This window comes from Ruegeria sp. ANG-S4 (assembly GCF_000814005.1).
Taxonomy (GTDB): domain Bacteria; phylum Pseudomonadota; class Alphaproteobacteria; order Rhodobacterales; family Rhodobacteraceae; genus Ruegeria.
The window spans coordinates 951,476-977,077 of record NZ_JWLK01000001.1; the positions used below are offsets into that span (position 1 = coordinate 951,476).

Annotated in this window: 21 protein-coding genes; 10 read left to right on the plus strand and 11 right to left on the minus strand. The window is 57.8% G+C overall.

Features of this window, described 5'->3' with window-relative positions; genetic code table 11:
• Positions 1-22: 22 nt before the first annotated feature.
• The 5 genes from pepT to pepN form a co-directional block, all read right to left on the minus strand.
• A complete protein-coding gene (pepT, locus tag RA28_RS04835; RefSeq protein ID WP_039524179.1) occupies positions 23-1,279 on the minus strand; it encodes a peptidase T in 1,257 nt (418 codons plus the stop codon).
• 92 nt (positions 1,280-1,371) lie between these two features.
• Positions 1,372-2,883, minus strand: coding sequence for an Asp-tRNA(Asn)/Glu-tRNA(Gln) amidotransferase subunit GatB (gene gatB, locus RA28_RS04840; RefSeq protein WP_039524181.1), 1,512 nt, complete (start codon positions 2,881-2,883; stop codon positions 1,372-1,374).
• A gap of 111 nt (positions 2,884-2,994) precedes the next feature.
• On the minus strand, positions 2,995-4,254 hold the full coding sequence (locus RA28_RS04845) for a hypothetical protein (RefSeq protein WP_039524182.1): 1,260 nt from the start codon (positions 4,252-4,254) through the stop codon (positions 2,995-2,997).
• A 124-nt stretch (positions 4,255-4,378) separates the two neighbouring features.
• Entirely contained in the window at positions 4,379-4,762 is a 384-nt protein-coding gene (locus tag RA28_RS04850; RefSeq protein ID WP_241481063.1) for a hypothetical protein, read from the minus strand.
• A gap of 53 nt (positions 4,763-4,815) precedes the next feature.
• Entirely contained in the window at positions 4,816-7,368 is a 2,553-nt protein-coding gene (gene pepN, locus RA28_RS04855; RefSeq protein ID WP_039525830.1) for an aminopeptidase N, read from the minus strand.
• A 206-nt stretch (positions 7,369-7,574) separates the two neighbouring features.
• Here pepN and RA28_RS04860 point away from each other — a divergent pair, with 206 nt between their 5' ends.
• Positions 7,575-9,710 (plus strand): malate synthase G, encoded by a 2,136-nt coding sequence (locus tag RA28_RS04860; protein ID WP_039525835.1) that lies wholly within the window; start codon positions 7,575-7,577, stop codon positions 9,708-9,710.
• A 67-nt stretch (positions 9,711-9,777) separates the two neighbouring features.
• Complete coding sequence (locus RA28_RS04865) at positions 9,778-10,203, plus strand: GlcG/HbpS family heme-binding protein (protein ID WP_039524187.1); 426 nt, start codon at positions 9,778-9,780, stop codon at positions 10,201-10,203.
• Position 10,204: 1 nt separating this feature from the next.
• Here the strand turns inward: RA28_RS04865 and RA28_RS04870 are convergent, their stop codons facing one another.
• Positions 10,205-11,023: a phosphatase PAP2 family protein gene (locus RA28_RS04870; protein WP_152612003.1), complete on the minus strand. Its 819-nt coding sequence runs from the start codon at positions 11,021-11,023 to the stop codon at positions 10,205-10,207.
• Between the two features lie 305 nt (positions 11,024-11,328).
• Between RA28_RS04870 and RA28_RS04875 the strand changes: the two genes are divergently transcribed.
• Entirely contained in the window at positions 11,329-12,108 is a 780-nt protein-coding gene (locus tag RA28_RS04875) for a gamma-glutamyl-gamma-aminobutyrate hydrolase family protein (protein ID WP_193747351.1), read from the plus strand.
• 45 nt (positions 12,109-12,153) lie between these two features.
• Here the strand turns inward: RA28_RS04875 and RA28_RS04880 are convergent, their stop codons facing one another.
• Both RA28_RS04880 and RA28_RS04885 read right to left on the minus strand, forming a co-directional pair.
• Entirely contained in the window at positions 12,154-14,394 is a 2,241-nt protein-coding gene (locus RA28_RS04880; RefSeq protein ID WP_039524189.1) for a xanthine dehydrogenase family protein molybdopterin-binding subunit, read from the minus strand.
• A gap of 3 nt (positions 14,395-14,397) precedes the next feature.
• Positions 14,398-14,862 carry a (2Fe-2S)-binding protein gene (locus RA28_RS04885; RefSeq protein ID WP_039524190.1) on the minus strand — a complete coding sequence of 155 codons (465 nt, stop codon included), beginning with the start codon at positions 14,860-14,862 and terminating at the stop codon, positions 14,398-14,400.
• A 98-nt stretch (positions 14,863-14,960) separates the two neighbouring features.
• Here RA28_RS04885 and RA28_RS04890 point away from each other — a divergent pair, with 98 nt between their 5' ends.
• Positions 14,961-15,539 carry a TetR/AcrR family transcriptional regulator gene (locus RA28_RS04890; RefSeq protein ID WP_039524191.1) on the plus strand — a complete coding sequence of 193 codons (579 nt, stop codon included), beginning with the start codon at positions 14,961-14,963 and terminating at the stop codon, positions 15,537-15,539.
• Here RA28_RS04890 and kynU read toward each other — a convergent pair.
• The gene (gene kynU, locus RA28_RS04895; protein ID WP_039524192.1) at positions 15,532-16,725 is read right to left on the minus strand and encodes a kynureninase; all 1,194 of its coding nucleotides are present in this window, start codon (positions 16,723-16,725) and stop codon (positions 15,532-15,534) included. The two genes, RA28_RS04890 and kynU, sit on opposite strands and share 8 nt — an antisense overlap.
• 218 nt (positions 16,726-16,943) lie before the next feature.
• Here kynU and RA28_RS04900 point away from each other — a divergent pair, with 218 nt between their 5' ends.
• The 6 genes from RA28_RS04900 to RA28_RS04925 all read left to right on the plus strand — a co-directional run bounded on the left by RA28_RS04900 (position 16,944) and on the right by RA28_RS04925 (position 23,596).
• A complete protein-coding gene (locus tag RA28_RS04900) occupies positions 16,944-17,393 on the plus strand; it encodes a methyltransferase family protein (RefSeq protein WP_039524193.1) in 450 nt (149 codons plus the stop codon).
• A gap of 131 nt (positions 17,394-17,524) precedes the next feature.
• Positions 17,525-19,096 carry a Re/Si-specific NAD(P)(+) transhydrogenase subunit alpha gene (locus RA28_RS04905; protein ID WP_039524194.1) on the plus strand — a complete coding sequence of 524 codons (1,572 nt, stop codon included), beginning with the start codon at positions 17,525-17,527 and terminating at the stop codon, positions 19,094-19,096.
• A gap of 13 nt (positions 19,097-19,109) precedes the next feature.
• Positions 19,110-20,564, plus strand: coding sequence for an NAD(P)(+) transhydrogenase (Re/Si-specific) subunit beta (locus tag RA28_RS04910; RefSeq protein ID WP_039524196.1), 1,455 nt, complete (start codon positions 19,110-19,112; stop codon positions 20,562-20,564).
• A gap of 84 nt (positions 20,565-20,648) precedes the next feature.
• Positions 20,649-21,005: a VOC family protein gene (locus tag RA28_RS04915; RefSeq protein WP_039524198.1), complete on the plus strand. Its 357-nt coding sequence runs from the start codon at positions 20,649-20,651 to the stop codon at positions 21,003-21,005.
• 107 nt (positions 21,006-21,112) lie between these two features.
• Complete coding sequence (locus RA28_RS04920) at positions 21,113-22,390, plus strand: DUF3422 family protein (RefSeq protein ID WP_039524200.1); 1,278 nt, start codon at positions 21,113-21,115, stop codon at positions 22,388-22,390.
• Positions 22,391-22,459: 69 nt separating this feature from the next.
• Positions 22,460-23,596 carry an MFS transporter gene (locus tag RA28_RS04925; RefSeq protein ID WP_039524202.1) on the plus strand — a complete coding sequence of 379 codons (1,137 nt, stop codon included), beginning with the start codon at positions 22,460-22,462 and terminating at the stop codon, positions 23,594-23,596.
• Between the two features lie 6 nt (positions 23,597-23,602).
• On the opposite strand, the gene RA28_RS04930 is transcribed toward RA28_RS04925, so the two are convergent.
• Together RA28_RS04930 and RA28_RS04935 are read right to left on the minus strand one after the other, a co-directional pair.
• Positions 23,603-24,583 (minus strand): ABC transporter permease, encoded by a 981-nt coding sequence (locus RA28_RS04930; RefSeq protein ID WP_039524204.1) that lies wholly within the window; start codon positions 24,581-24,583, stop codon positions 23,603-23,605.
• Positions 24,576-25,583 carry an ABC transporter permease gene (locus tag RA28_RS04935; protein WP_039524205.1) on the minus strand — a complete coding sequence of 336 codons (1,008 nt, stop codon included), beginning with the start codon at positions 25,581-25,583 and terminating at the stop codon, positions 24,576-24,578. Before RA28_RS04935 ends, RA28_RS04930 begins: the two co-directional genes overlap by 8 nt.
• Positions 25,584-25,602 lie beyond the last annotated feature (19 nt).

Below are 25,602 nucleotides of genomic sequence, written 5' to 3' on the forward strand. Positions count from 1 at the left end.
GATCTTCCTGAATTGGCAAAATTCAGCCCGTACTGTTGCCCTGACCCCGCGCCGCTTTCGCAACCAGGGACAGACATACTTCGGTTGCCAGCGCCATATCCTGCACCGAAATCCATTCTTTCGGGCCATGAATGCACTGCATACCGGTAAAGATGTTGGGGGTGGGCGTTCCAAACTCGGTCAGGCGTGACCCGTCCGTACCGCCGCGGATCGGGACCGAGATGACGTCGATACCCAAGTCCTGACAGGCTTCGCGGGCCAGATCGACAGGGGTCATGTCCTTTTCCAGCCAATAACGCATGTTGCGATACTGGTGGCTGATGTCGCAGGTGATTTGCGCGCGTGGCTCAGTGGCTTGCACGGCACCGCAAACCTTGCGCACGATTTCGCGTTGCGCCTCCAAGCCGTCCATCTCGAAATCGCGCAGGATCAGTTTGACCTCCATCTCGGACGAGCCGCCATTCATGTCGGTGATATGGATAAAACCCTCGCGCCCGTCTGTGACTTCGGGCGTCATGGTGGCTTGCGGCAAAGTCTGAACGATTTTGGCAGCCAAATGCGCCGCATTCACCATCTTGTCCTTTGCCAGTCCGGGATGGATCGAAACGCCGGTGATTTTGATCACTGCCCGGTCGGCCGAAAAGCTCTCGTATTCGATCTCGCCAACTTCTTGCCCGTCCAGCGTATAGGCAAAATCAGCTTTCAGATCTTCGGGCAGGCGCTCTGTCACGCCGCGTCCGATTTCTTCATCCGGGGTAAAGGCGATACGGATCGGACCGTGGGCGACATCCTTGGTCTCAAGCAGGTGACGCGCCATCGTCATCAGGATCGACACACCCGCCTTGTCATCACCGCCGAGCAGGGTGGTTCCTGAGGCTGTGATCAGGTCGTGTCCCATTTTTTTCGCCAAGTATGGGTGTTCATCAGGAGACAACACCAGATCGGGATCATCGGGAAACGTAATGTCTCCGCCATTATACCCCTTGATCACCCTGGGTTTGACGCCAGTGGCGTTGAATTGCGGCGCCGTATCCACATGCGCCAGAAACCCGATGGTCGGCCCCTCTGCCGTGCCGGGGATCGTTGCCACGACAACACTGTCATGCGTCAGTTCAACGTCCTGCGCGCCAATCGCAGTAAGCTCATCTCGCAGCAAGTTCAGCATGTCGAACTGAATCTCGGTGCTCGGGGTCGAGGGCGAGGTTTCATCGCTTTGACTGTCTATTGCAGCGTAGCGCATCAGACGGTCTTCCAGTTCCTGATCAAATCTTTTCTGCATGACACCTACCTCTCTGGGGCCGAAGAAAGGGTGCAAATGAAAACGGAGTCAAGCAGATAGCCCAACTCCGTCAAATCATTGGTATGCGGGGTTCACGATCCCAGTTTTTTGCTCACCAATTCGTTCACGGCTTTGGGGTTGGCCTTGCCGCCAGTGGCTTTCATGACCTGACCCACGAACCAGCCTGCCAGCTTGGGGTTTACCTTGGCCTTTTCGACCTGCGCCGGGTTGGCCGCGATGATTTCGTCCAGTGCAGCCTCAATGGCGCCCGTGTCGGTCACCTGTTTCATGCCGCGATCTTCCACGATCTGCGCCGGGTCGCCACCTTCGGTATAGACGATTTCGAACAGATCTTTCGCGATCTTGCCTGAGATCGCATCGGAGGCGATCAAGTCGATGATCCCGCCTAACTGCGCAGGCGAGACCGGCGACTCGGTGATGTCGTGATCCTCTTTCTTCAACCGACCAAACAGTTCGTTGATCACCCAGTTGGCGGCCAGTTTACCGCTTCGACCTTTGGCGACGTCCTCGAAATAGGCGGCCGACTCTACTTCGGCAGTCAACACCGACGCGTCATAGTCCGTCAGGCCAAACTCTTCGATGAAACGCGCCTTTTTGTCATCTGGCAATTCCGGCAGCTTGGCGGCGATGTCATCCACCCAAGACTGCTCGATCTCCAGCGGCAGCAGATCGGGGTCGGGGAAATAGCGGTAATCATGCGCTTCTTCCTTCGACCGCATCGAGCGGGTTTCGCCTTTGTCCGGGTCATACAGGCGGGTTTCCTGATCGACGGTGCCACCGCCTTCGACGATGGCGATCTGGCGGCGGGCTTCGATCTCAATCGCCTGCTGGATGAAGCGCATCGAGTTCATGTTCTTGATCTCGCAACGGGTGCCCAGATGCGAGAAGTCCTGCGTCTCCTGGTATTTCTCATACGCGCCTGGCAAGCAGATCGAGACGTTCACGTCCGCGCGCAGGTTGCCGTTCTGCATGTTGCCATCGCAGGTGCCCAGGTACCGCATGATCTGGCGCAGCTTGGCGATATAGGCCGCCGCTTCTTCCGGGCCACGGATATCAGGGCGGCTGACGATTTCCATCAGGCAGACACCGGTCCGGTTGAGGTCGACGAAGGACATATGGGGGTCCATGTCGTGGATCGATTTGCCCGCGTCCTGCTCCATATGAATACGCTCGATCCGCACCATACGCGCGGTGCCGTCTCCCATCTCGACCAGCACCTCACCTTCACCCACAATAGGGTGATACAGCTGGGAAATCTGATAACCTTGGGGCAGGTCGGGATAGAAATAGTTCTTGCGGTCGAACGCCGATTTCAGGTTGATATCCGCCTTCAGACCCAGCCCGGTCCGTACAGCTTGTTCAACGCAATACTCGTTGATAACCGGCAACATCCCCGGCATCGCGGCATCAACGAAGGCCACGTTCGAATTAGGCTCGGCCCCGAATTGGGTTGATGCGCCCGAAAACAGTTTGGCGTTGGACGAGACCTGAGCGTGCACCTCCATCCCGATCACCAGTTCCCAATCGTGTTTGGCACCGGCGATGGTTTTGACTTTGGGCATGTCGTAAGTCAGGTCGAGCATGGCGCGCCTCTTATCCGCAGAAATCTAGGTCAGCGTATTAGGCCCGCTGCGCCATAGGGGCAAGGGGCAAAGGGTCGGATTCGCGTGAAACCGACGCCTTTCCAAGCCGATTCAGTTGCTGGAAAGTTGCAGACCGCTGGGCGTGAATGTCACGTTCAGGCCACTGCGCAATTCTTCGCGAAACAGGTTGCCGATGGCGCGCAATGCATCGCGATGGCCCAATGCGGCAAATCGTTCGGCCGAGCTGACACGAAGGCTGTTGTTGAATCCATTGGCGGCATGCGCCCAAATCAACGGGTGCAACTCGGTCAGATGATCACGGATCAACCAGTCTGCGGCATCGCAGATGCGCTGACGCGCGCGGTCCGCCTTTTCGTTGCGGCCCATCCGGTTCTTCAACGTGATTGCGCAATAGGCCGCAAGCAAATTGATCGTTTCCTGATCCGGGCGCCGCGCCACGATGTCCCGCAGGCCGTCGAGAAAGTAATCCACATCGACACGCGCACAGGCTTCGTCATCCTGCGCGATCGCATCAAACTGAACCCAGGTGTATCCACCGGCGCCCCAAACAGCCTGGGTTTTGGCCGCCATGCGCAAGGCCTGGTTTTCAAGCTTTTCGTAGCTGCCGAAAAAGCGCGGCAGCAGATGCGCACCCATCACACGCATGTGGCGGTGATTGTGCGGATCCAAGGAAATCAGCGTTTCGAATTTGTCTGCGGCCCGAGCATTTGCGGTACGATGACCCGCCAGCAAGGCGCAATCGCCCGCCGCGATAGCAGGGCTGTTTTTGGCCAGTTCGCGGCACTCAGAAAGTATGACCGAGGCCCGGTCAAAATGCGCAGCACAGCGCGACCGGTGCAAACGTGGCAATTTCGCTTCGGGCGTCTTTCCCCGCCACGCCCAGGCCAGGTCGATATGCGCCAGTGCAACCACCAGCGCGATCATCGGATCACCCGGATGATCGTTCATTTCGCTTTCAAGCTCGGAAATCCCGCAAAGCAGATCGTAGTCTGTAATAGCCTTTCCATCCGACAGGGCGTGTTCCACCGCAAGCACAACATCCGACCGTGCACCGAACGCCAAAAGCTCGGTTATCGACTGACCGCACGGCGTGGTGTCTCCGGCTGTGTCGGCTGTGGCCATTTCGGCGGACAGATGTGACCAGAGGCCTTGCCGCGCCAAATACCGACCGCGCTCAATCGTTTTATGACCGATCAACGCATCGGTGCCCGGCTGAGCGACAGGGATGTTCAACGTACCGATTGCCATTTGGCCTGCGCACGCCGCTTGCGACGCGGCAACGGGCTGCGATTCACTTTGCAGGAAGAAGGCTGAGATACGGGCGGCAATCGCCTCAATGGACCGCAACATGGCAAAAACTCGGAACTGAACACACTGTAACCTTTCAAGTTTGGCCGGAAATCTTACTAAAATCAAGGCGACGGGCCAGAAGCCGGAGATTCCGGATCAATCCGGCCCGCAATGGGCCATCGTTTCAAAAAACGCGAAAATGGTGGCGTTCAACGGCGAATCCCGCGTCTTTGAGCACCCCTTCGAACTGTTGGTGGGGTGGCAGTGATTCATCCGGAAGGCGCACGCGTTTGCCCGATTTCAGGATTGCGGAGACCCGAACCGAGAAGTCCCAGCGCGTGTCGAACCGGAATTTTTCGATCTGTACCAAAGGGATGTCGCCTTTTCGTTGACCAGTGTGCCAGCTGATTTCCTGATCGTCCAACTGCACGCCCGCATTGGTGTTTTGCACCACATCCCAAAGTGCCGGCAACGTTGTCAGCGCCAACAACGCCACCAGCCACCAGACGGCGTCGAAAATAACCAAAAGACCGCCCAATGCTGCATAAACGCAGATCAGGACAATCACCGCACGCTGTGATCGGTTATGGCGTTTAAAAACAAAGGTTTGCGCCGGTTCTGTCATGCGCCCAGAATACGCGAAATCATTTCTGTTGTGTCGCGGGACAAACCCGGCGTTTCGGCAATGCGTGTCAGTTGCGCCCGCAACAATGCCTGGCGGTCTGCATCGTACCGTTTCCATGTCTGAAAGGCGGAACACATCCGAGCCGTAGTTTGCGGGTTGACCGGATCCAGCCGGATCAACCAATCGGCCAACAGCGCATACCCCGCACCTTCTGCCTGATGGAATCCGGCATGGTTCATCGCCAAAGACCCCATCAAAGCTCTGAAACGATTGGGGTTTTTCCAATTGAAATCGGGGTGCAGGGTCAATTCCTTTGCGGTTTCAGGCGCGGTGTCCGGCGCTGCCAAAGACACCTGCAGGGCAAACCATTTGTCCATCACAAGGCGATCATGCCGCCACTGATCATAGAAGGCGGACAATTGCGCCTTTCCTTTGCCTGCCCGCAACAGGCAGGACAGGGCAGCCAGTTGCAGCGTCATGTTGTCGGCCGCTTCATAGGCTTCGGCGGCCTGTGCGCCGCCGTCCAGACGCGTCGTCAAGGCCAGCGCTGCGCTGCCCAACGCCCGCTTGCCCGATTGCACTGCGTCAGGTTGGTATGGGACATCGACCAAAGCCTCGCTGTGCAAACGCGGCAGCAGGTCTTGCATATGTTGCGCCGTGGCCTGTCGCAGTGTCTCAACGGCGGTCCAAATTGCCATCGGGTCGGGCGTTGCACCTTGTTCGTGCAAGGTCGAGGCCAGCTCGGACTGTGTGGGCAATCCCAACATCAGCGCCCGGTAAGCGGGGTCCAAATCGGCGTCCCGCAATACGGCCAGCAGCCCGTCGAGGTATTCGGAATCAGGTGCGGCGTCCTGCGTGATCATCTTCAACAGACTGTCTTCGGCCAGCGATCGCCCGGCTTGCCAGCGGTTGAAAGGGTCGGTGTCATGAGCCAGCAGAAAGGCGCGCTCGGCGTTTGATTGATCCTGTTCCAGGATGACAGGTGCCGAGAAATCCCGCAGGACCGATGGAACCGGTTTGGCGGCCAGCCCGGAGAACTGAAAGCTTTGTTGAGTCTCAGTGAGTTCCAGAACCTTTGTCGCGCTCACTTCATCCCCGTTCGGTCCCAACAGGCCCACGGCAACCGGAATGACTTGCGGCTGTTTGTCCGTTTGTCCCGGCGTCGGTTGGGTCGTTTGGCTGAGCGTCAGGGTGTACGTGCCATTCGCCCAGTCCTCGGCAACTGAAACTCGTGGCGTTCCTGACTGGCTGTACCAGCGTTTGAACTGGCTTAGATCGCGCCCCGTTGAGTCCTCGAACACCTTCAGCCAATCCTCGATGGTGCAGGCCTGTCCGTCATGGCGGTCGAAATAGAGGTCAAGCGCCTTGGCATACGCCTCATCGCCAACCAGCCGTTTCAGCATTCCGATGACCTCGGCGCCTTTTTCGTAGACGGTCGAGGTGTAGAAGTTATTGATTTCCTGAAAGCTCTCGGGCCGAACCGGATGCGACAGCGGCCCGTTATCCTCGGGGAACTGCCGTGCGCGCAGGTCGATGGCGTCGTGTATGCGCTTTACTGGGGCCGAGCGCATGTCCGAGGTGAACTGCGCATCCCGGAAAACGGTCAGCCCCTCTTTCAGGCACAGCTGGAACCAGTCGCGGCAGGTGATACGGTTGCCGGTCCAGTTGTGGAAATATTCGTGCGCAATGATCGCTTCGATCCGCTCGAAATTCATATCGGTTGCGGTCTCAGGGCTGGCCAGAACAGCAGAGGAGTTGAAGATGTTCAACCCCTTGTTCTCCATCGCGCCCATGTTGAAATCGTCCACGGCCACGATGTTGAACACGTCCAGATCATATTCGCGGCCGTAGACGTCCTCGTCCCATGTCATGGACTTTTTCAGGGCTTCCATACCAAAGGCGCATTTTCCTTCGTCCCCAGCGCGGACCCATAGGTTCAATTCGACGTCGCGGCCTGACTTTGTGGTGAACCTATCCGGATGCGCGATCAAATCGCCCGCAACCAATGCAAACAGATATGCGGGTTTGGGCCAAGGGTCCGTCCATTCGGCCCACCCCTGACCCTTTCCTGCAGGGTTGCCGTTGGACAGCAGCACCGGAAGATCGCCGTTGATACGCACGGTGAAAATGGCCATCACGTCGGGGCGGTCCGGGTAGAATGTGATTTTGCGAAACCCCTCGGCCTCGCACTGGGTGCAGTACATGCCGTTCGACATGTAAAGCCCCTCGAGTGCGGTGTTGTTGCCGGGGTCGATTTCCACCTCAGCCTCCCAAAGAAATGGCTGATCGGGCACTTTGGCCGTCAGTCCCTTGTCGGTCACATCCGGTGTGATCTCTGCGCCATCGATAGAGGCCCGGATCAACGTCAGGTCCTCTCCATGAAGGAAAAAGGTTTGATCCGTGGCCTCGGGGTATGGGCGGAATTGAATGCGCGATGTGACCCGCGTGGCATGGGCGGCCAGATCAAATGTCAGATGCACGCTGTCCACACCATAGCCGAAGGGCGTGTAGTCTTTCAGGTAGATCGTGGTGGGGGCGGCGTCGCGCATCGGGGGCCTCACATCAGTTTTGTCTGGCGCGACGTTATGGTTTTCCCCCGGTGGCCGCAACTGGCGCGCTCCGTTCATCGTGGCAATTGAAACACTAACTTGAGCGGTCAAAAAAGACGCAGCCAAAGTCAAAAGTTGCCTATCGGAAACAAACGGCCTAAGTGGAAAGCGCATACGATGGCACACAATCGCGGGAGAAAAGGCGAATGACTAGCAGAGAGATCCGGAGCGGGCTGCAAATCGACAAGGTTCTGACGGATTTCATCGAATCCCGCGCGCTGCCGGGCACAGGCGTCTCGCCCGAGGATTTCTGGGGCGGTCTTGCGCGTCTGGTCAATGAACTTGGCCCGAAAAACCGCGATCTCCTGACAAAGCGGGCAGACATTCAAAGCCGTATCGACGGATGGCATGTGGCCCGAAAAGGGCAACCGCACGACGCGGCAGCGTACCAGGCGTTCCTGCGGGAAATCGGCTATTTGATCGAGGAAGGGGCGGATTTCCAGATTGATACGGCAAATGTCGATCCTGAAATCGCACTTACACCGGGTCCGCAGCTTGTTGTCCCGATCACCAACGCACGTTTCGCTTTGAACGCAGCCAATGCGCGCTGGGGCAGTCTGTACGATGCGCTTTATGGCACCGATGCGCTTGGTGATTTGCCCGAAGGCAAAGGGTATGACAAAGAACGCGGCGCGCGGGTCATTGAGTGGGTAAAGACGTTTCTGGATCAGTCCGTGCCCTTGGCCTTTGGGTCTTGGTCCGATGTGTCCGGGCTAAGCGTTCAGGATGGCGCACTGATGCCGACATTGGCCGACCCTGCGCAATTCGCAGGCTATGGCGGCGAGTCCGCTAAGCCCGAGTTTGTGCTGCTGCGAAAAAACGGTTTGCATATTCAGATCAAGATAGACGCCCACAGCGTAACGGGCGCGACTGACCCTGCGGGCATTTCGGATGTGCGGCTGGAATCCGCGCTGTCGACGATCATGGATTGCGAGGATTCGGTAGCTTGCGTCGACGGCGAAGACAAAGTTGTCGCTTACGGCAACTGGCTGGGTTTGATGAAGGGGGATCTGACCGAGGAGGTTACCAAAGGCGGAAAGACCTTTACCCGCAAACTGGCACGCGATCTGGACTACACAGCCCCCGATGGTGCAGCCGCCGCGCTGAAGGGCCGCTCGCTGATGTTGGTGCGCAATGTCGGGCATCTGATGACCAACCCGGCGGTTCTGGATTCTGAAGGGCGCGAGATTGGTGAGGGCTTGATGGATGCCCTTTGCACCACGTTGATGGCGATGCACGATTTGAACCGTTCGGGCGGCAATTCGGTCTCCGGCTCCGTCTATGTGGTCAAACCCAAAATGCACGGACCGGATGAAGTGGCGTTCGCGGTCGAGATTTTTGACATGGTCGAAGATATCCTTGGCCTGCCACGCAATACCGTCAAGCTTGGTATCATGGACGAGGAGCGCCGGACCTCGGCCAATCTCAAAGAATGCATCCGTGCCGCGAAATCGCGCGTGGCGTTCATCAACACTGGGTTTCTTGATCGCACCGGTGATGAGATTCATACGTCGATGGAGGCTGGACCAATGCTGCCCAAGGGTGACATCAAGAACACCCCGTGGATCGCCGCGTACGAAGATCGCAACGTGGACATTGGTCTCGCTTGCGGCCTGAAGGGAAAGGCGCAGATCGGCAAAGGCATGTGGGCGATGCCAGACCGGATGGGAGACATGCTGGAGGCCAAGATCGGGCACCCGCAATCCGGGGCAACCTGCGCTTGGGTCCCGTCACCGACGGCAGCGACTTTGCACGCGACGCACTACCACAAGGTGGATGTTCTGGCGCGGCAGGATGCGTTGGCGGCTGGCGGCGCGCGGGGCACCTTGCACGATCTGCTGACGATTCCGCTGCTGGAAGGCCGAAACCTCAGCGACCATGAAATCACGCGCGAAATCGAAAACAATGCGCAGGGCATTCTGGGCTATGTGGTCCGATGGGTAGATCAGGGTGTCGGTTGCTCGAAAGTGCCGGATATCAATGATGTCGGATTGATGGAGGACCGTGCCACATGCCGCATTTCCTCACAGGCATTGGCAAACTGGTTGCATCAGGAAGTTGTCAGCCAGGAACAGGTTATGGCGGCGATGCAGAAAATGGCCGAGGTCGTGGATCGGCAAAACGCGGATGATCCGGTCTATTCGCCGATGGCGCCAGATTTTCAAGGCATTGCGTTTCAAGCCGCTTGTGACCTGGTGTTCAAAGGGCGTGTCCAGCCTTCAGGCTACACAGAGCCGGTGCTGCATGCCCGGCGGTTGGAACTGAAAGCTCAAACCGTTTGAGAACATGAGACCGAGGGCCCTAGCCCTCGTTCTTTCCCAAGCAGAAATTCCATCGAAAGGACAGTACATGTCAGTTTCACTGCGTAAGGCCCGCACGATCATCCGCAAAACACTTGAAAAAGGCCGGGAGGAGGAAATGAAACCTCTGTCGGTTGTGGTTTTGGATGCCGGTGGTCACGTCATTGCGTTTGAGCGCGAAGACGGGGCGGCCCCCGGTCGGTTCGCTATCGCGCAAGGCAAGGCCTATGGTTCAGTCATGTTGGGTATGGCAGGGACGGCGCAGATGCAGCGCGCGGAGGCACAGTCCTACTTTATGGCATGCGTAAACGGCGTCTACGGCGGACAAGTCATTCCTGTGCCGGGTGGCGTGCTGTTACGCGATCGCAAGGGTGCGGTCATCGGCGCTGTGGGTGTCACGGGCGATACATCCGACAATGACGCAAAGGCGGCATTGGCGGGTATTGAAGCGGCCGGGCTGACTGGCGAAATCTGACTCAGGGCTTGAGTTTCTGCATGCAGGGGCGGGTTGCGATCCAGGCAGCAATCGCGAAAACCGCCACCCCTCCGGCCATGTCTGTCAAATGATGACCGCCGTGAGACAAAATCGCCGGGATCATCAGGATGTTCAAGATGACAGCGGGGATAAACAGCACCGTCCCTCGCAAGAACCAAACCACGAGCAGAGCCATAACAGTGTGGTAGGATGGGAACGCAATGGTTCCGACGATATCCGAGGGTCGGATCACCTCAAGCCCATTTGCAGCCAGAGTGCGTAAAAGTTCCGCGTAATAACTGTTGGTTACGAGGCCAATCTCAGATTCCAAACCTTCAGGCAAACTGTGAAATGCTGCAGGTCCGACGCTCGGAACAATCCACCAAATAATCGTGGTTAAGAGCAAACTGAGCGTTCCTGCCAAAAGCGCCTGATCCAAGGTGTTGCTTCGACCAGTAAGCGCGAGGTATGCAACCATAACGAACAGTTGCGGCAGCGAGCTGAGATAGACAAACCTCAGAAAGTAACCAAATTCCGGGTGGTTGGCGACTGTCTGAACGATTTCTGGCCAAGAATAACCCAACGCGGCATCGGCCCGCATTAGCCATTGGTCAAACGCAAGCTCGGCAACGGGAAATCGCAGGTAAATGAGAAGGGTCGATATTCCCATAAACCCTAGAAACAAACTGTTTGCGATTGCAAGTTGCGCGATCTTGGGCTGGTTCTTGAACTGGCGGATGTAAACCCCCGCGGCAAACAGACCGATCGTCGGCAAAAGGCTGATCCCAAAGCCGACCCACGCGATTGGCTGCGATCTCATGAATGACAAAAAAACAGCGAGAACAGTGCTTCCAACCAGCAAACAGGCAAGAATGGTTTCAGCGCGGCTGAGGCAATCAATAAGTGCCAGCCGTTGAAGGTTACTCTGCCTTTTTACCGATATTGTCACGACAACCTGCCAATTCTCATCTGATTTTCGCTGTTTGAAACAGAACTACGGCATATCTGTGGCCTGGAAATGCGGCTGTTGAGAAATTCACACTCCAAGCTGCGCCCATGCACTTTGATTGATCGAGTTTTTTTGGCATGACTATTCGAACGGTTCTAAACTGCAGCGAGGATTGAATGGTGCGACCGGTCGTCGGAATAATCGGCAACTCTTACCTGATGAATGATCAGTATCCGACCCATGCGGGCGGGACGATGAATTCAGACGCGGTTTCGAACGTTTCAGATTGTGTGCCACTGCTGATCCCGGCAGACCCGAGATTTGTGTCCGTCGAAGAGCTGCTGGAGGTGTGTGACGGGTTTCTTTTGACCGGGGGTCGGCCCAACGTGCACCCTGAGGAATACGGCGAATGCGCCACCGCGGCGCATGGTGATTTTGACCGCGCCCGCGATGCGATCACGCTGCCGCTTGTCCGGGAATGCGTCTCGCGCGGTCAACCGTTTTTTGGCATTTGCCGGGGATTTCAAGAGGTAAACGTCGCCATGGGCGGCACGCTTTATCCCGAAATCCGCGATTTGCCCGGGCGCATGAACCACCGAATGCCACCGGATGGGACGCTGGAAGAGAAATTTGCCCTTCGTCACGTTGTGACCCTGACCGATGGCGGGGTGTTCCACGATCTGTTCGGGGCCAGCGAGGTCATGACCAATACTCTGCATGGGCAGGGGATCAAGACACTGGGGCAGCGCGTGGTGATCGACGGTCATGCGCCGGACGGCACGCCCGAGGCGATCTATATCAAAGATGCCCCTGGCTTTACCCTGTCGGTCCAATGGCATCCGGAATGGGATGCTGCAAATGACCCGGTTTCGCGCCCGTTGTTCGAGGCGTTCGGCGCCGCAGTCCATGCCTGGTCGGCAGGCCGGAAGACAGCAAGCCTAAAGCGCACGGCTTGATTTCTCGGGCGTCAGACCGGGCGCGGCCCGGTCTGATGATGTTCCTCAAATCAACAGATGGAACTGTTTGCTCAGCGGCAGCGTCCGTGCACGTTGCCCTGTCAGGTCAAACAGCGCGTTGCCCAGCGCGGGCATGGACGGTGGGGTTCCGGGCTCACCCGCGCCCCCCAGATGCTTGTTGGTTTCGAGAATCCGAACCTCGGTAACAGGCGCGTTGTGCATGCGAAGGGCGTCGTAATCATAGAAATTGCCCTGCTCAACTTCGCCATCGGAAAACGTGATCTCTTCCTGAACAGCGGCTGACAGGCCGTAGATCATACCGCCGATCATCTGCGCCTCAACAGTGGCAGGGTCCAGTGCAAGGCCCATGTCGCAAGCGATCCAGGCTTTGCTGATGCGGATCGTTCCGTCCTCGTCCACGACTTCGATAACCATCGCGACCGGAGTGCCAAAGCTGTAGGTAAGCGCCACGCCCCGACCAACGCCATCCGCCGTTGTTCCGGTCCAATCCGACATTTCTTTGACCGCTTGCAGGCAGCCGGCTGACGGTGCGTGTTCGGACTGTGCCAGTTCCAGCCGGAATTCCAGCGGATCTCGACCGGCAGCATGGGCCATCTCGTCCATAAAAGTTTCATGAAAGAAACCGTTGTGGCTGTTGCCGACGGACCGCCAGAACCCCACGGGCACAGCCAGATCGGCAATATGCCCGCTCATCCGGTAATTGGGAACGGCGTAGGGCTGGTTAAAGAACCCTTCCACCAGCACCTTGTCCGGCCCGCTGCCGGAAAATCCGGTATACCGACCGACTGCCTGTTGTGTCGGGGATTGCGAGGCGACTTTACCGTCGATCAGAACGGCTTTTCCATCCTTAACAGCGCCGCGCATCCGAGCGATTGCCGCAGGGCGGTAAAAATCGTGCCGCATGTCCTCTTCGCGGCTCCAAGTGGTCTGGATCGGAGTTCCGGGCATGGCCATCGCCACCTTGGTTGCGATTTCGCCGAAATCTAACTCGCCCCGGCGTCCGAACCCACCGCCCAGGTATGTGGTGTGAATCTCCACCGCATCTTTATCCAGATTGGCCACGTTTGCGACACGGAACTGGATCAATGTCGGGGCCTGGTTGCCACACCAGAGGTCCAGTTTCTGACCGGTATAAAGCGCCGTTGCGTTCATCGGCTCCATCGTCGCATGCGCCAGATAGGGGACGGTGTATTCGGCGGTCAGTTCAGTCGCACCCTCGGGCGTCACATCCACATCCCCGTCATCGCGCATTGTGGAATTCGGGGCAGCATCGAACGCCTTGGAAATCTCAGCCATGAGTTCATCAGTCTCAGGTGGATAGGGCGCTTCGCCCCAATCGACATCAATCGCTTCGACCGCCTGAATGGCCAGCCATGTGTTGCTTGCAATCACGGCAACGCCAGTGCCCAGATCGACGACTTTTTCGACCCCGGGCATGGTTTCGGCGACACTTGCGTCGAAACCATTCATCGGACCGCCCAGCTTTGGGTTCATCCTGACCGAAGCGAATTTTATCCCCTCTGGCCGAACATCGATGCCGAATTCAGCGGTCCCTGTCGATTTGCCCGGAATGTCCACGCGTGGTTGCGGCTGCCCGAGCAGTCGCCACTCTGACGGGTCGCGCAATGCGGTTTCAGGCGGCTCGATCAGCCCCGCCGCCTCGGCCAGTTCAGTGTAGGGGATACGCGTTCCGTCCGGCGCAATAACCGCGCCGTTTTCCGTCTTCAGCGCGTCGCGGCTGATGTTCAAACGATCAGCCGCCGCCTGTTTCAGCGTTTCGCGTGCGGTCGCGCCTGCCATCCTCATCCGCTCGAACCCGTCTTTCATGGAAGTCGAGCCACCGGTCACCTGCAAGCTCAGCGTTCTGCCAAGAACGCCCAGCGCCTCACCCAAGTTGTGCTGGAAATTTGAAACATCGTAGCCCTTGTTCGGCAATCCTTCTCCGACCAGGGCCGAGTTGTAATAAGCGGCAGCCGCCGGTCCATGCAGCACTCGGATTTGATCCAGTTCGACATCCAACTCTTCGGCGATCAAGGCCGTCCAGGTGGTCATCACGCCCTGACCCATTTCGGCCCGTGGCGCAAACAGCGTCACGCCTTCCTGATCAATGAGAACAAATGGGCTGAGGGCCGTTTCGCCCTTGCCGGGTTTCAGCGGATTGGCCGCCGGGCGCGAGACGTAATATGCGCCAAAGGCCACGCCGCCAACAACAGCAGCGGAGCCGATCAAGAACGTGCGGCGCAGGATTTTTCCGATGCTTGCCATGGCTCAGACCTCTTTCAGCTTGGCGGCAGCGTCATGAATAGCTGCGCGGATACGAGGGTAGGTGCCGCAGCGACACAGATTGCCCTGCATGGCATCGTCGATATCGATGTCGGTGGGCAAAGGATTTTCGGCCAGCAAAGCCGCCGCCTGCATGATTTGACCCGATTGGCAGTACCCGCACTGAGCAACCTGATGATCAACCCAGGCCTGCTGAATGGTTGCCATCGCATCCGGGGTGCCCAACCCCTCGATGGTCGTGACGTCACCCCAAACATCCGACAACGCCACCTGACATGACCGCACAGCCTCGCCATCAATGTGAACGGTGCAGGCGCCGCAGGCCGATACGCCGCAGCCGAATTTGGTTCCGGTCAGGCCGACTTCATCCCGTAAAACCCACAAAAGGGGAACGTCATCGGGCAGATCGACCTGATGGGCTTTGCCGTTGATATTCAGGGTGGTCGCCATGGCGTACCTCGTTTTTGCTGTGGCAGGTCCTGACATAATTGTCGAAAAATGTCAGGCTGTCAATTGACAATTTAGACAAAAAATGTCAGACGTTTCGCATGTTAGAGAAACTGGACGATCCCAAACAAGCCGCGATCCTGAATTCGGCGTTCATGGCTTTTGCAACATACGGGTTCAAAAAGACGTCGATGGACGACATCGCGAAGGGCGCCGGCATGTCCCGACCGGCGGTCTATTTGCACTATAAGAACAAGCAGGACATCGTCCGAAGCCTGACGCAGGCGTATTACAGCAAAAAGGCAGACGCGGTGGCCCAAGCGTTGCAGATGTCCGGATCTGTGCCAGAGGTTCTGAACCGGGCAATTCAGGCGCAAAGCGACGGTATGGCCGAGATCCTGTCCTCGCCCCATGGGGTCGAGATGCTGGACGCTACAAAGTCGATGGCCACCGATATCGTCGAGCAAGGCGAGGCCACGCTGACCAAGCTGTATTCTGATTGGCTGTCGCAGGAGAACGGGAAACGTCGCGTAAATCTGCCGGATGGTCCCGAAGAAACCGCAAGGACGATTACTGCAACGCTCAAGGGCATCAAACTTACTGCGACAAATGCCGCAGAATACACGCAACGGATCGCGCAACTCTCGGCGCTGTTTGGCGCCGGGATCGAGATCAGGTGACGCGCTGACGGATCTTGAACTCGGGCTTGTCCCAAAGCCGGTTGTTCATGATGTCCGACAAGATCACAACTGCCTGTTCAACGTCCGCCGCATCAATGTACAACGGGGTGAACCCGAAACGCATGATATCGGGCGCACGGAAATCGCCGATCACACCGCGTGCGATTAGCGCTTGCATCGCCGCATACCCTTCTGCAAACCGGAAAGAGACCTGGCTGCCCCGCTGCGCCGGGTCACGGGGGCTGGCCAGTTTCAGATCCGGGCAGGTGGCTTCGACGCGTTCGACAAACAGCTCAGTCAGTTCGATGGATTTCGCCCGCACATCCGACATGTCGGCCATATCCCAGATGTCCATTGCCGAGGACAAGGCGGCCATCTGGATCACGGGGGGCGTGCCAACCCGCATCCGTTCGATGCCCGCACCCGGGCGGTAGTCCAGATCAAACGCAAACGGGGATTCATGCCCCAACCACCCGGACAATGCCGGACGCACCGATTGCGCCAACCTTGGGGCGACGTAAATAAAGGCGGGCGCGCCGGGGCCTCCGTTCAGATACTTGTAGGTGCAGCCAACGGCGAAGTCCGCGTTGCAACCGGACAGGTCTACCGGAATTGCACCGGCGGAATGGGCCAGATCCCAGACCGTGACGACGCCATTGGCATGGGCCAACTCGGTCAGCGCTTTCATGTCATGCATTCGGCCTGACCGATAATCCACCTCGGTCAGCATCAAAACGGCCACCTCTTCGGTCACGTTATTTGCAACGTCTTCGGGTTCTACAACGCGCAACACGTAGTCAGGACCAAGAGAGCGCAGCAGACCTTTGGCCATGTAAAGGTCCGACGGGAAATTGCCGCTGTCAGACAATACAACCTTGCGTTGGGGGCGCAATTCCAAGGCCGAAGCAACGGCCTGATAAACCTTGATCGACAAAGTGTCCCCTACGACCACCGTTCCCGGTTCGGCCCCAATCAGGCGGCCAATCCTGTCGCCCAGGTTGCTGGGCTGACCCATCCACCCGGCCTTGTTCCAACCGGTGATCAGCATTTGCCCCCACTCCTGCGCCATCATGTCCTGCACACGGGCCTCAGCTGCCTTGGGCAAAGGGCCAAGCGAGTTACCGTCGAGGTAGATCATCCCATCGGGCAAAAAAAACTGGGCTTTTGTGGCGGCGAAGTCGGTCATGATTTTCCTGCTGCAGGTTGGATGGGAAATGGCTAACGGATCGGGCAACGCGTGTCTATCTGTCCAGTCCGAATACCGGCTTGGAGATATTCGATACCCGCTCATTTACCTGTATTGGACTGCGACCATCTGTGGTTTTGCCAACGCGGTTGAAAAGCGGTAGTTCTTCGCCCGAAAACGACATGTCGCGGAATGCTTCGGGCAGTTTAAAGTAAGGTATGCGCAATATCGATATCCCTCCGATCTGGTTGCTGGGCGCTGCATTTCTGGCTTGGCTGCAGTCACGCTTTTTTACGCTGAACCTGTCCCTCAAGAGTTGGTTCACCGATCTGATCAGCGGTCTTCTGATCGGGGGTGGGATCGTTCTGGTGGGCCTTGCGATTGCCGAGTTTCGCCGGTTCAAAACGACAGTCATGCCGCACCAAACGCCTACATCCATGATCCAGACCGGGATTTTCAAACGCAGCCGCAATCCGATCTATCTTGGCGATGTGCTGATTTTGACGGGGTTGATCCTTTGGTTTGATGCGGTTTTGTCGCTGGTTCTGATCCCGGTCTTTGTCTGGATTTTGGAACGCCGCTTCATACTGCCCGAAGAAGATCGCTTGCGCCGGACGTTTCGTGCGGATTTTGCAAGATATGAACGGGAAACGCGCCGCTGGATCTGAGCTTGTGAGTATTTTGACACAGCGTAAAAATTGCTGCGCTTGCGAAATAATCTTTCGCAAGATACATCAGGGCTTGACGAAGAATACCTGCCACCTTTGCGAACAGACCGAATATTAGGGGGAATGCACCGTTGAAGATAGGAACACCAAAGGAAACGTTTGACGGTGAGAACCGGGTCGCCATGACACCGGATTCCGCCCGCCAGCTGCAAAAACTTGGGTATGACTGCCTGATCGAAAAAGGCGCAGGTGCGGCTGCCGGTTTTTCCGATGCGGCATACAAAGAGGCGGGGGTCGAGATTGTCAAAACCGCTGCATCACTTTGGAAAGCTGCCGATATCATTGCGAAGGTTCGCCAGCCGAACGAAACTGAGCTCAAGCGTTTGACCAAGGGCAAGACGCTGATTTCCTTCTTCAATCCGGCTGGGAACGAAGAAGGGATGGAGCTGGCCAAATCCAAGGGCGCGAACGTCATCGCGATGGAGATGGTTCCGCGTATTTCGCGGGCTCAGAAAATGGATGCCCTGTCGTCGATGGCCAATATTGCGGGTTATCGCGCGGTTATCGAAGCGGGCAACAATTTCGGTCGCTTCTTTACAGGGCAGGTGACTGCGGCAGGCAAAGTTCCACCGGCCAAAGTGCTTATCGTCGGCGCTGGCGTGGCCGGATTGGCTGCCATCGGAACGTCGACGTCTCTGGGGGCGATTACCTATGCGTTTGACGTCCGCCCAGAAGTGGCCGAGCAGGTCGAATCCATGGGGGCGGAGTTCGTCTATCTGGACTTTGAAGAAGACCAGCAGGATGGCGCGGCCACCGGTGGTTACGCCAGCGTACAGTCCGACGAATTCCGCGAAGCGCAGCTGGCCAAGTTCCGCGAGCTCGCACCCGAGATGGACATCGTCATCACCACCGCGCTGATCCCGAATCGCGAAGCGCCCGAGCTTTGGACCAAGGACATGGTCGAGGCGATGAAGCCGGGCTCGGTCATCGTCGATCTGGCAGCGGAAAAGGGTGGCAACTGTAAGCTGACGGTCGCGGATGAGAAGATCGTGACGCCCAATGGCGTGACGATCATTGGGTATACGGACTTCCCCAGCCGGATGGCAGCACAGTCTTCCTCGCTTTTCGCAACCAATATCCGTCACATGATGGCTGATCTGACTCCCGAAAAGGACGGGCAGATCAATCATGACATGGAAGATGACGTGATCCGTGGCGCTACTGTGACCTACGAAGGCGAAATTACCTTCCCACCGCCCCCGCCCAAGGTGCAGGCGATCGCGGCGCAGAAGAAACCGGAAGTCAAGGAACTGACCCCGGAAGAGAAAAAGGCGCAAGAGGTTGCGGCCTTCAAGGCGCAGACCAAACAGCAGTTCACGCTGCTGGGCGTCGGCGGTGCGCTGATGCTGTTGGTGGGGCTGGTTGCTCCGGCCAGTTTCATGCAGCACTTCATCGTGTTTGTCCTGGCGATCTTTGTCGGTTTCCAGGTGATCTGGAATGTCTCGCACAGCCTGCACACGCCTCTGATGGCGATCACCAACGCGATTTCGTCGATCATTATCGTCGGGGCCTTGATGCAGATCGGGTCTGGGTCATTCCTTGTGATACTGTTGGCAGCGCTTAGCGTCTTCATGGCCGGGATCAACATCTTCGGCGGCTTCCTCGTAACCCGGCGCATGCTTGCCATGTTCCAGAAATCTTAAGGAGGCCGGGCACATGGAATTTGGCTTCACCACTGCCGCCTATGTTGTTGCGGCTGTTCTGTTCATCCTAGCCTTGGGTGGACTTTCAAATCAGGAAAGCGCCAAACGCGCCGTCTGGTACGGCATTGTGGGTATGGCGCTGGCGGTCTTTGCCACGCTGGTCGGCCCCGGGTCCGGCCTTTGGCTGCTCTCGATCTTGCTGATCATCGGCGGCGGTCTGATTGGTCAGTATGTGGCGCAACGTGTCCAGATGACCGAAATGCCGCAACTGGTGGCTGCGATGCACTCACTGGTCGGTCTGGCGGCCGTGTTTGTGGGTTTCAATGCGCATTTTGAGATCGGCAACGTGGCGCAGGTCATGGCCATCGCAGACTCGGCCTCACAGGCGGACCTGTCCGATCTGGGCGCATTCGCCAAGCTGATCGCCAAGAAAACAGCGGCTGAGCTTGCGATCCTGCATGTTGAGCTGTTCCTGGGTATTTTCATCGGTGCGATTACCTTCACCGGGTCGGTCGTGGCCTATGGCAAGCTGGCGGGCAAGGTGACATCTGCGGCGACAAAATTGCCCGGTGGTCACGCTCTGAATGCGGGTGCTGCGGCTTTGTCACTGATCTGCCTGATCTGGTACACATCCTCGGGTGGGTTGTTCCCGCTGATCCTGATGACGCTGGCCGCGCTGTTCATCGGCTATCACCTGATCATGGGCATCGGCGGGGCCGACATGCCGGTGGTGGTTTCGATGCTCAACTCGTATTCGGGCTGGGCGGCTGCTGCGATCGGGTTCTCGCTGGGCAACGATCTGTTGATTGTTGTCGGTGCGCTGGTTGGTTCGTCCGGTGCGATCCTGTCCTACATCATGTGTAAGGCGATGAACCGGCATTTTGTCAGCGTGATCCTGGGCGGCTTTGGCGGCCCGCAGGGGGAACAAATGGCGGTTGAGGGCGAGCAGATCGCGATTGACGCCGATGGTGTTGCTGCCGCGTTGAACGATGCCGACAGCATCATCATCATCCCCGGCTATGGCATGGCCGTGGCACAGGCGCAGCAGTCCGTGTCTGAACTGGTCCGCAAACTGCGCGCGAAAGGGAAAGAGGTGCGTTTTGCCATCCACCCGGTCGCGGGCCGTTTGCCGGGCCACATGAACGTGCTGCTGGCCGAAGCCAAGGTGCCTTACGATATCGTTCTGGAAATGGACGAGATCAACGAGGACTTCCCGGATACCGATGTGGCCATCGTCATCGGCTCGAACGACATCGTGAACCCTGCGGCGCAGGAAGACCCCAACAGCCCCATCGCCGGGATGCCGGTACTGGAATGCTGGAAGGCCAAGCAGGTCTTCGTCTCGAAGCGCGGTCAGGGCACAGGGTATTCGGGCATCGAAAACCCGCTGTTCTTCAAAGAGAACACCCGCATGTTCTATGGCGATGCCAAGGCGAGCCTCGACAAGCTGTTGCCCATGATCGACTGATCTTTGCTGAAACCAACCACAAAGGCGCCCGAACCGGGCGCCTTTTTTCGTTTTGCAGTACTCTGTTGGCAAAGGAGGTGCCTTATGGAGAGAGTAAACGGTATCGGTGGCGTGTTCTTTCGCGCGAAAGACCCCAAGGCCTTGACGGCGTGGTACGAGGAACATCTGGGCGTCAATCACTATGATCCCGTCCCTTGGAAACAGCGGGAAGGCTACACGGTCTTTGCGCCTTTTGCTGAAGACACGGAGTATTTTGGACGCGCAGAACAACAGTGGATGATCAACTTTCGCGTCGACGATCTGGCAGCGCTGACCGCTCAGCTGCAAGCGGCGGGGATCGAAGTTGAAACCAACCCCGAGTGGGACAGCGAGGTGGGAAAATTCGCCCGCCTTCACGACCCCGAAGGCAATCCGATCGAGCTGTGGCAGCCAAATCAATGAGATAGCGGGTTTGTATACTGTTGTATCCCTGTAAGTATCTGAAATAAAATGAGAATTGATGTATCGTCTCGGATGCGTATAGTTCCATTGACCTTACGGAGCTATCCATGACACCGATTCAGGATCACCCGCTGCGCTTTGCGCTGGCAAACGAGCTGCATGCACGACCTTTCCCAGTGGCCGAGGCTCCGTGCACAGTGGTTTTTCTTGCAATCAAGCAACCGGTTGAGGCCGCTGCGCGAGACAGGGCCGAGGATATGACGCACCTGATCAGCCTGCTTGACCGACACGGCGCCCCGCATCCGCAGCCCGGTGCCACGCATTATGCCGGTCAGATCGGGCGGCATTGGTTGAAATGGGAACAGCATACCGAGTTCGTTACGTACACGGCGATTACCCATAATGTCAGCGAGCGGGCCTTTAACCCCGCAGATTTTGAAGTCTTTCCCGCGGATTGGCTGGCTGCAAGCCCCGGCCAACGGGTGACTTCTGTCATGATGCGCGTTGTAGAACGGCCGGGCGACGATGCGGTCAAGACTGCGCTGTCAGACTGGTTTGAACCGGAAAGCCTTGCGGTCGCTCGCGTGCTGGATGACACCGCCATTTGCGCCAGCGACTTTCGTATTGATCCGGCAGGTCACATGCGTTTTGCGCTGTTTGTCGCAAAGGAAACCGGGCGGCGCAGAACGGGGCGGGTCATCCAGCGGCTTTGCGAGATCGAAACCTACAAGGCAATGTCCATGCTTGGATTTGCGCGGGTCAAACAAATGACGTCGCGCATTGGAGAGCTGGACAAACGATTGACAGAGTTGATGACCGAGATGACGGATGACGGCTTGCATCCCGATCATCTTTTGCCGCAGCTGCTGTCGACCTCGACCGAGTTGGAAACCATCGCAGCACAATGTGCCTTTCGCTTTGGTGCGACTGGCGCATATGAGGCAATCGTGAACCGCAGGATCGAGGTTTTGCGCGAAGAACGCTTTCATGGCGGCCAGAGTTTTGCAGATTTCATGATGCGCCGGTACGAGCCGGCGATCCGAACTGTGAAATCCACGGAGCGGCGCCTGCAGACCTTGTCGGACCGGGCGATCCGGGCGGGCGAATTGTTGCGAACGCGGGTCGATGTCGAACGCAGCGCACAAAACCAAGCGCTGCTGAAAAGCATGGACCGCCGGGCCGATCTTGCGCTGCGTCTGCAGCACACGGTCGAGGGGCTGTCGGTCGTTGCAATCAGCTACTATGCGGTTTCGCTGGTCAGTTATCTGATTTACCCGTTGACCAACGCTGGGATCAGCAAGGGGATGCTGACAGCCTTTATCACGGTCCCTGTGGTTCTCGCTGTATGGTATGCGGTCCGAAGAATCCGCCGGCGTCTGGAATGAGGCGCGATTGCCAATTTACGGCTGTCCTGCGATACACGGCTGGTTTGGCAGGCTTCGCATGAGGGTCAGGTGATCAATGTTGTTTCCGCATGGCGCGCGGTCTCGGCCATGTTCATTCTCAATGGGGCGCTGTTCGGAATTTGGGCCTCGCGCATTCCAGCCGTTCGTGACCACCTTGGCCTCAGCCACGAAGAACTAGGGTATGGCCTTTTGTTCATGGCGGCTGGTGCTGTTTGTTCGTTTCCGGTTACGGGGCGTTTGACGGACCGTTTCGGTGCTGTGGCAATCACCCGGATCATCGCCGTGCTTTACACGTTATCCCTGATCCTTCTGGCGTTTGCGGGCAGTTTTTGGGCACTCGCGGTCTTCTTGTTCGTTTTCGGTGCGTTCCATGGGTCGATGGACGTGGCCATGAACGCGTGGGCAGCGGAGGTCGAACAAGCCTACGACAAGCCCCTCATGTCGTCCTTTCACGCGATGTGGAGCCTTGGTGCCGGTGTTGGGGCGCTAAGCGGCTATGCTGCAGTCCAGATGCAACTGACCGTCCTCCAACACTTTCTTCTTGCTGGCGGGCTCGTTGTCGCGCTGGCGCTTGCACTGTCATGGGTAAGTTGGACGTCAAAACGTTCTGAACAGACATCAGGAGCGGTCTTTGCCCTGCCATCCGGTGCCTTGGTGCTCGTTGGCTTCACAGCCCTGTGCGGGGCACTGGGCGAAGGGGCCGTCGCCGATTGGAGCGCCATTTTTCTGCGTGACGTGACCGGGTCCGCCGAAAGCGTGGCGGCTTTGGGGTTTGCGGTTTTTTCGGTGACGATGGTAACCGTCCGGTTGGCAGGTGGGTTGGTCATAGCCCGGTTCGGGCCCGTCGCCACGGCTCGTGTCGGCGGGGTCTGTGCGGCCTTGGGCGTGTTTTGCGTCGTCTCGGCAGGCGAGGCGGGATTGGCATTGGCGGGTTTTGCGTTGATGGGGGTTGGGTATGCGGTGATCATGCCTTTGGCGTTCAGCCGCGCAGCCAACGATCCTTACGTCCCGCCGGGTCAGGCAATCGCCAGCGTTGCGACTTTGGGGTACGGGGGCTTGCTGATCGGGCCGCCGCTGATCGGATTTCTGGCTGAACTGGTGACGCTGCGGCTGGCCTTTGCGGTATTGCTGCCTTTGGCCGTGCTGATCGTCGTGTGTGCCGGCGCGCTAAGGCGCGCCGACTAGGTTTTTTCAACGTCCCCGAATACGCGGGTCCAGTGCGTCGCGCAGGCCATCGCCCAGATAGTTGACGCTTAGCACCGTCAGCGAGATCGCGAGGCCGGGCCAGAACACACGCTCCGGGTATTGCTGCAGATAGTCGACCCCATCAAACAGCAGGCGACCCCAAGTGGGGAAGTCCGGCGGGAAGCCCAGCCCGAGGAATGACAATGCACTCTCGGTGATGATCGCCGTTGCGATGCCCAAGGTCGCCGACACCATGATGGGCGACAGGACGTTGGGCAGTATGTGCCGCGTGATGATCTGGCTGTTGCTGGTGCCGATCGAACGGGCGGCCAGAACGAACTCTCGCTCTTTGATGGCCAGCACGTCGCCGCGCACGATCCGCGCGGTTGGCATCCACGAGGTGATGCCAATGGCGCAGACGATCAGGATGAAGATACCACGCTCCAGCCCGAAGGCCGCTGACAGCGGCTCGCGGAACAGAAGCATCATGACCAGCAGCAGGGGCAACAGAGGCAGCGCCAGAAACAGGTCGGTCAGGCGCATCAAGGGACCGTCCAGCCGTTTGAAGAACCCGGCCAGAACCCCGATGAACGAGCCCAGAAACAGCGCCAGCAGCATTGCTGTGATGCCGACGGAAACCGAGGTCTGCCCGCCCGACATCATCCGGGCCAGGATATCGCGGCCCAGCTGATCTGTTCCAAACGGATGCGCAAAGCTTGGACCCTGATTGCGGGACCGGATGTCGATCTGAGTTGGATCGATGGTCCAAATATAGGGGCCAAGATACACGGCAGCGACAATGAAGATGAACAGCACTGCGCCGATCATCGCGCCTTTGTGTGTTTTGAACTGATCCCAGACATCGCGCCATTGGCTGCGGGGCGGGGTGGCCAGTTCTTCCATCACGTCGGTGGTGGGCAACGCGGTCGAGGCCGGAGCCAGACCTTCGTCGGGGATCAGGGTATCCGTACGATCATGATCAGTCATAGCGAATCCTCGGGTCCAGAATGCCGTAGAGCACATCCGCGATCAGGTTGAACAACACAATCAACACGGCAAAGATGAAGGTCAGGGTCTGAACCATCGGCAGATCATTGGCCTGAATGGCCCCGATCAGCAACTGGCCGATGCCATTCACCTTGAACACTTGTTCGGTGATGATTGCGCCGCCGAAAATTGCCGGAATACCCAGCGCGATCACGGTGACCACAGGGATCATCGAGTTGCGCAGGACATGGACCATGACCACGGTATACTCGCTCAGACCCTTGGCGCGCGCGGTGCGCACGTAGTCCTGATTGAGGTTGTCCAGCATCGAGGCCCGCATAAACCGGCTGAGCTGCGCCGTGATCTGCAGTGCCAGAACCATGACGGGCATGATCATCTGCTGCAATTGTACGACAAAGCTGTCCCAGTCATTGACCACATGTGTTGTGTCATAGATCGACGGGAACCAGCCCAGCTGGACCGAGAAAATCACGATCACCAGCACACCCGAGAAGAAGGGTGGAACCGAAAAGCCGACCATCGACACGAATGTGCCCATCTGGTCGAACCAGGAATACTGGCGATAGGCGGAATAGATACCGATGGGCAGGGCGATCAGGATGGCGACCACATAGGCGGTGCCGACAACCCACAGGGTCTGCGGGATACGCTGAACGACAATGTCCATAACGGGCGAGCGGGTCTGCCACGAAATCACGCGCAGGTCACCTTCGGAAAAGGTGGTGCCAAAGATGTGGTCAATCAGAACCTGCGGTTCGATCCAGAAGAATTGCACGATCCATTTCCAGAACCGGATATGCATCGGCTGGCCGAGGCCAAGCGCCTCGCGCATCTTCTCTTTGACTTCGGGCGGAACGGTGAGCGGGACCTGTGCCATCGGGTCGCCTGGGGCGAGTTCAAGTAGCAGGAAAATGACGAGGCTGATGAACAGCAGTGTTGGAACGGCCAGCACCAGTCGTCTGATGGTGAAGTTGAGCATTAAAAGGCGCCTTTTTTAT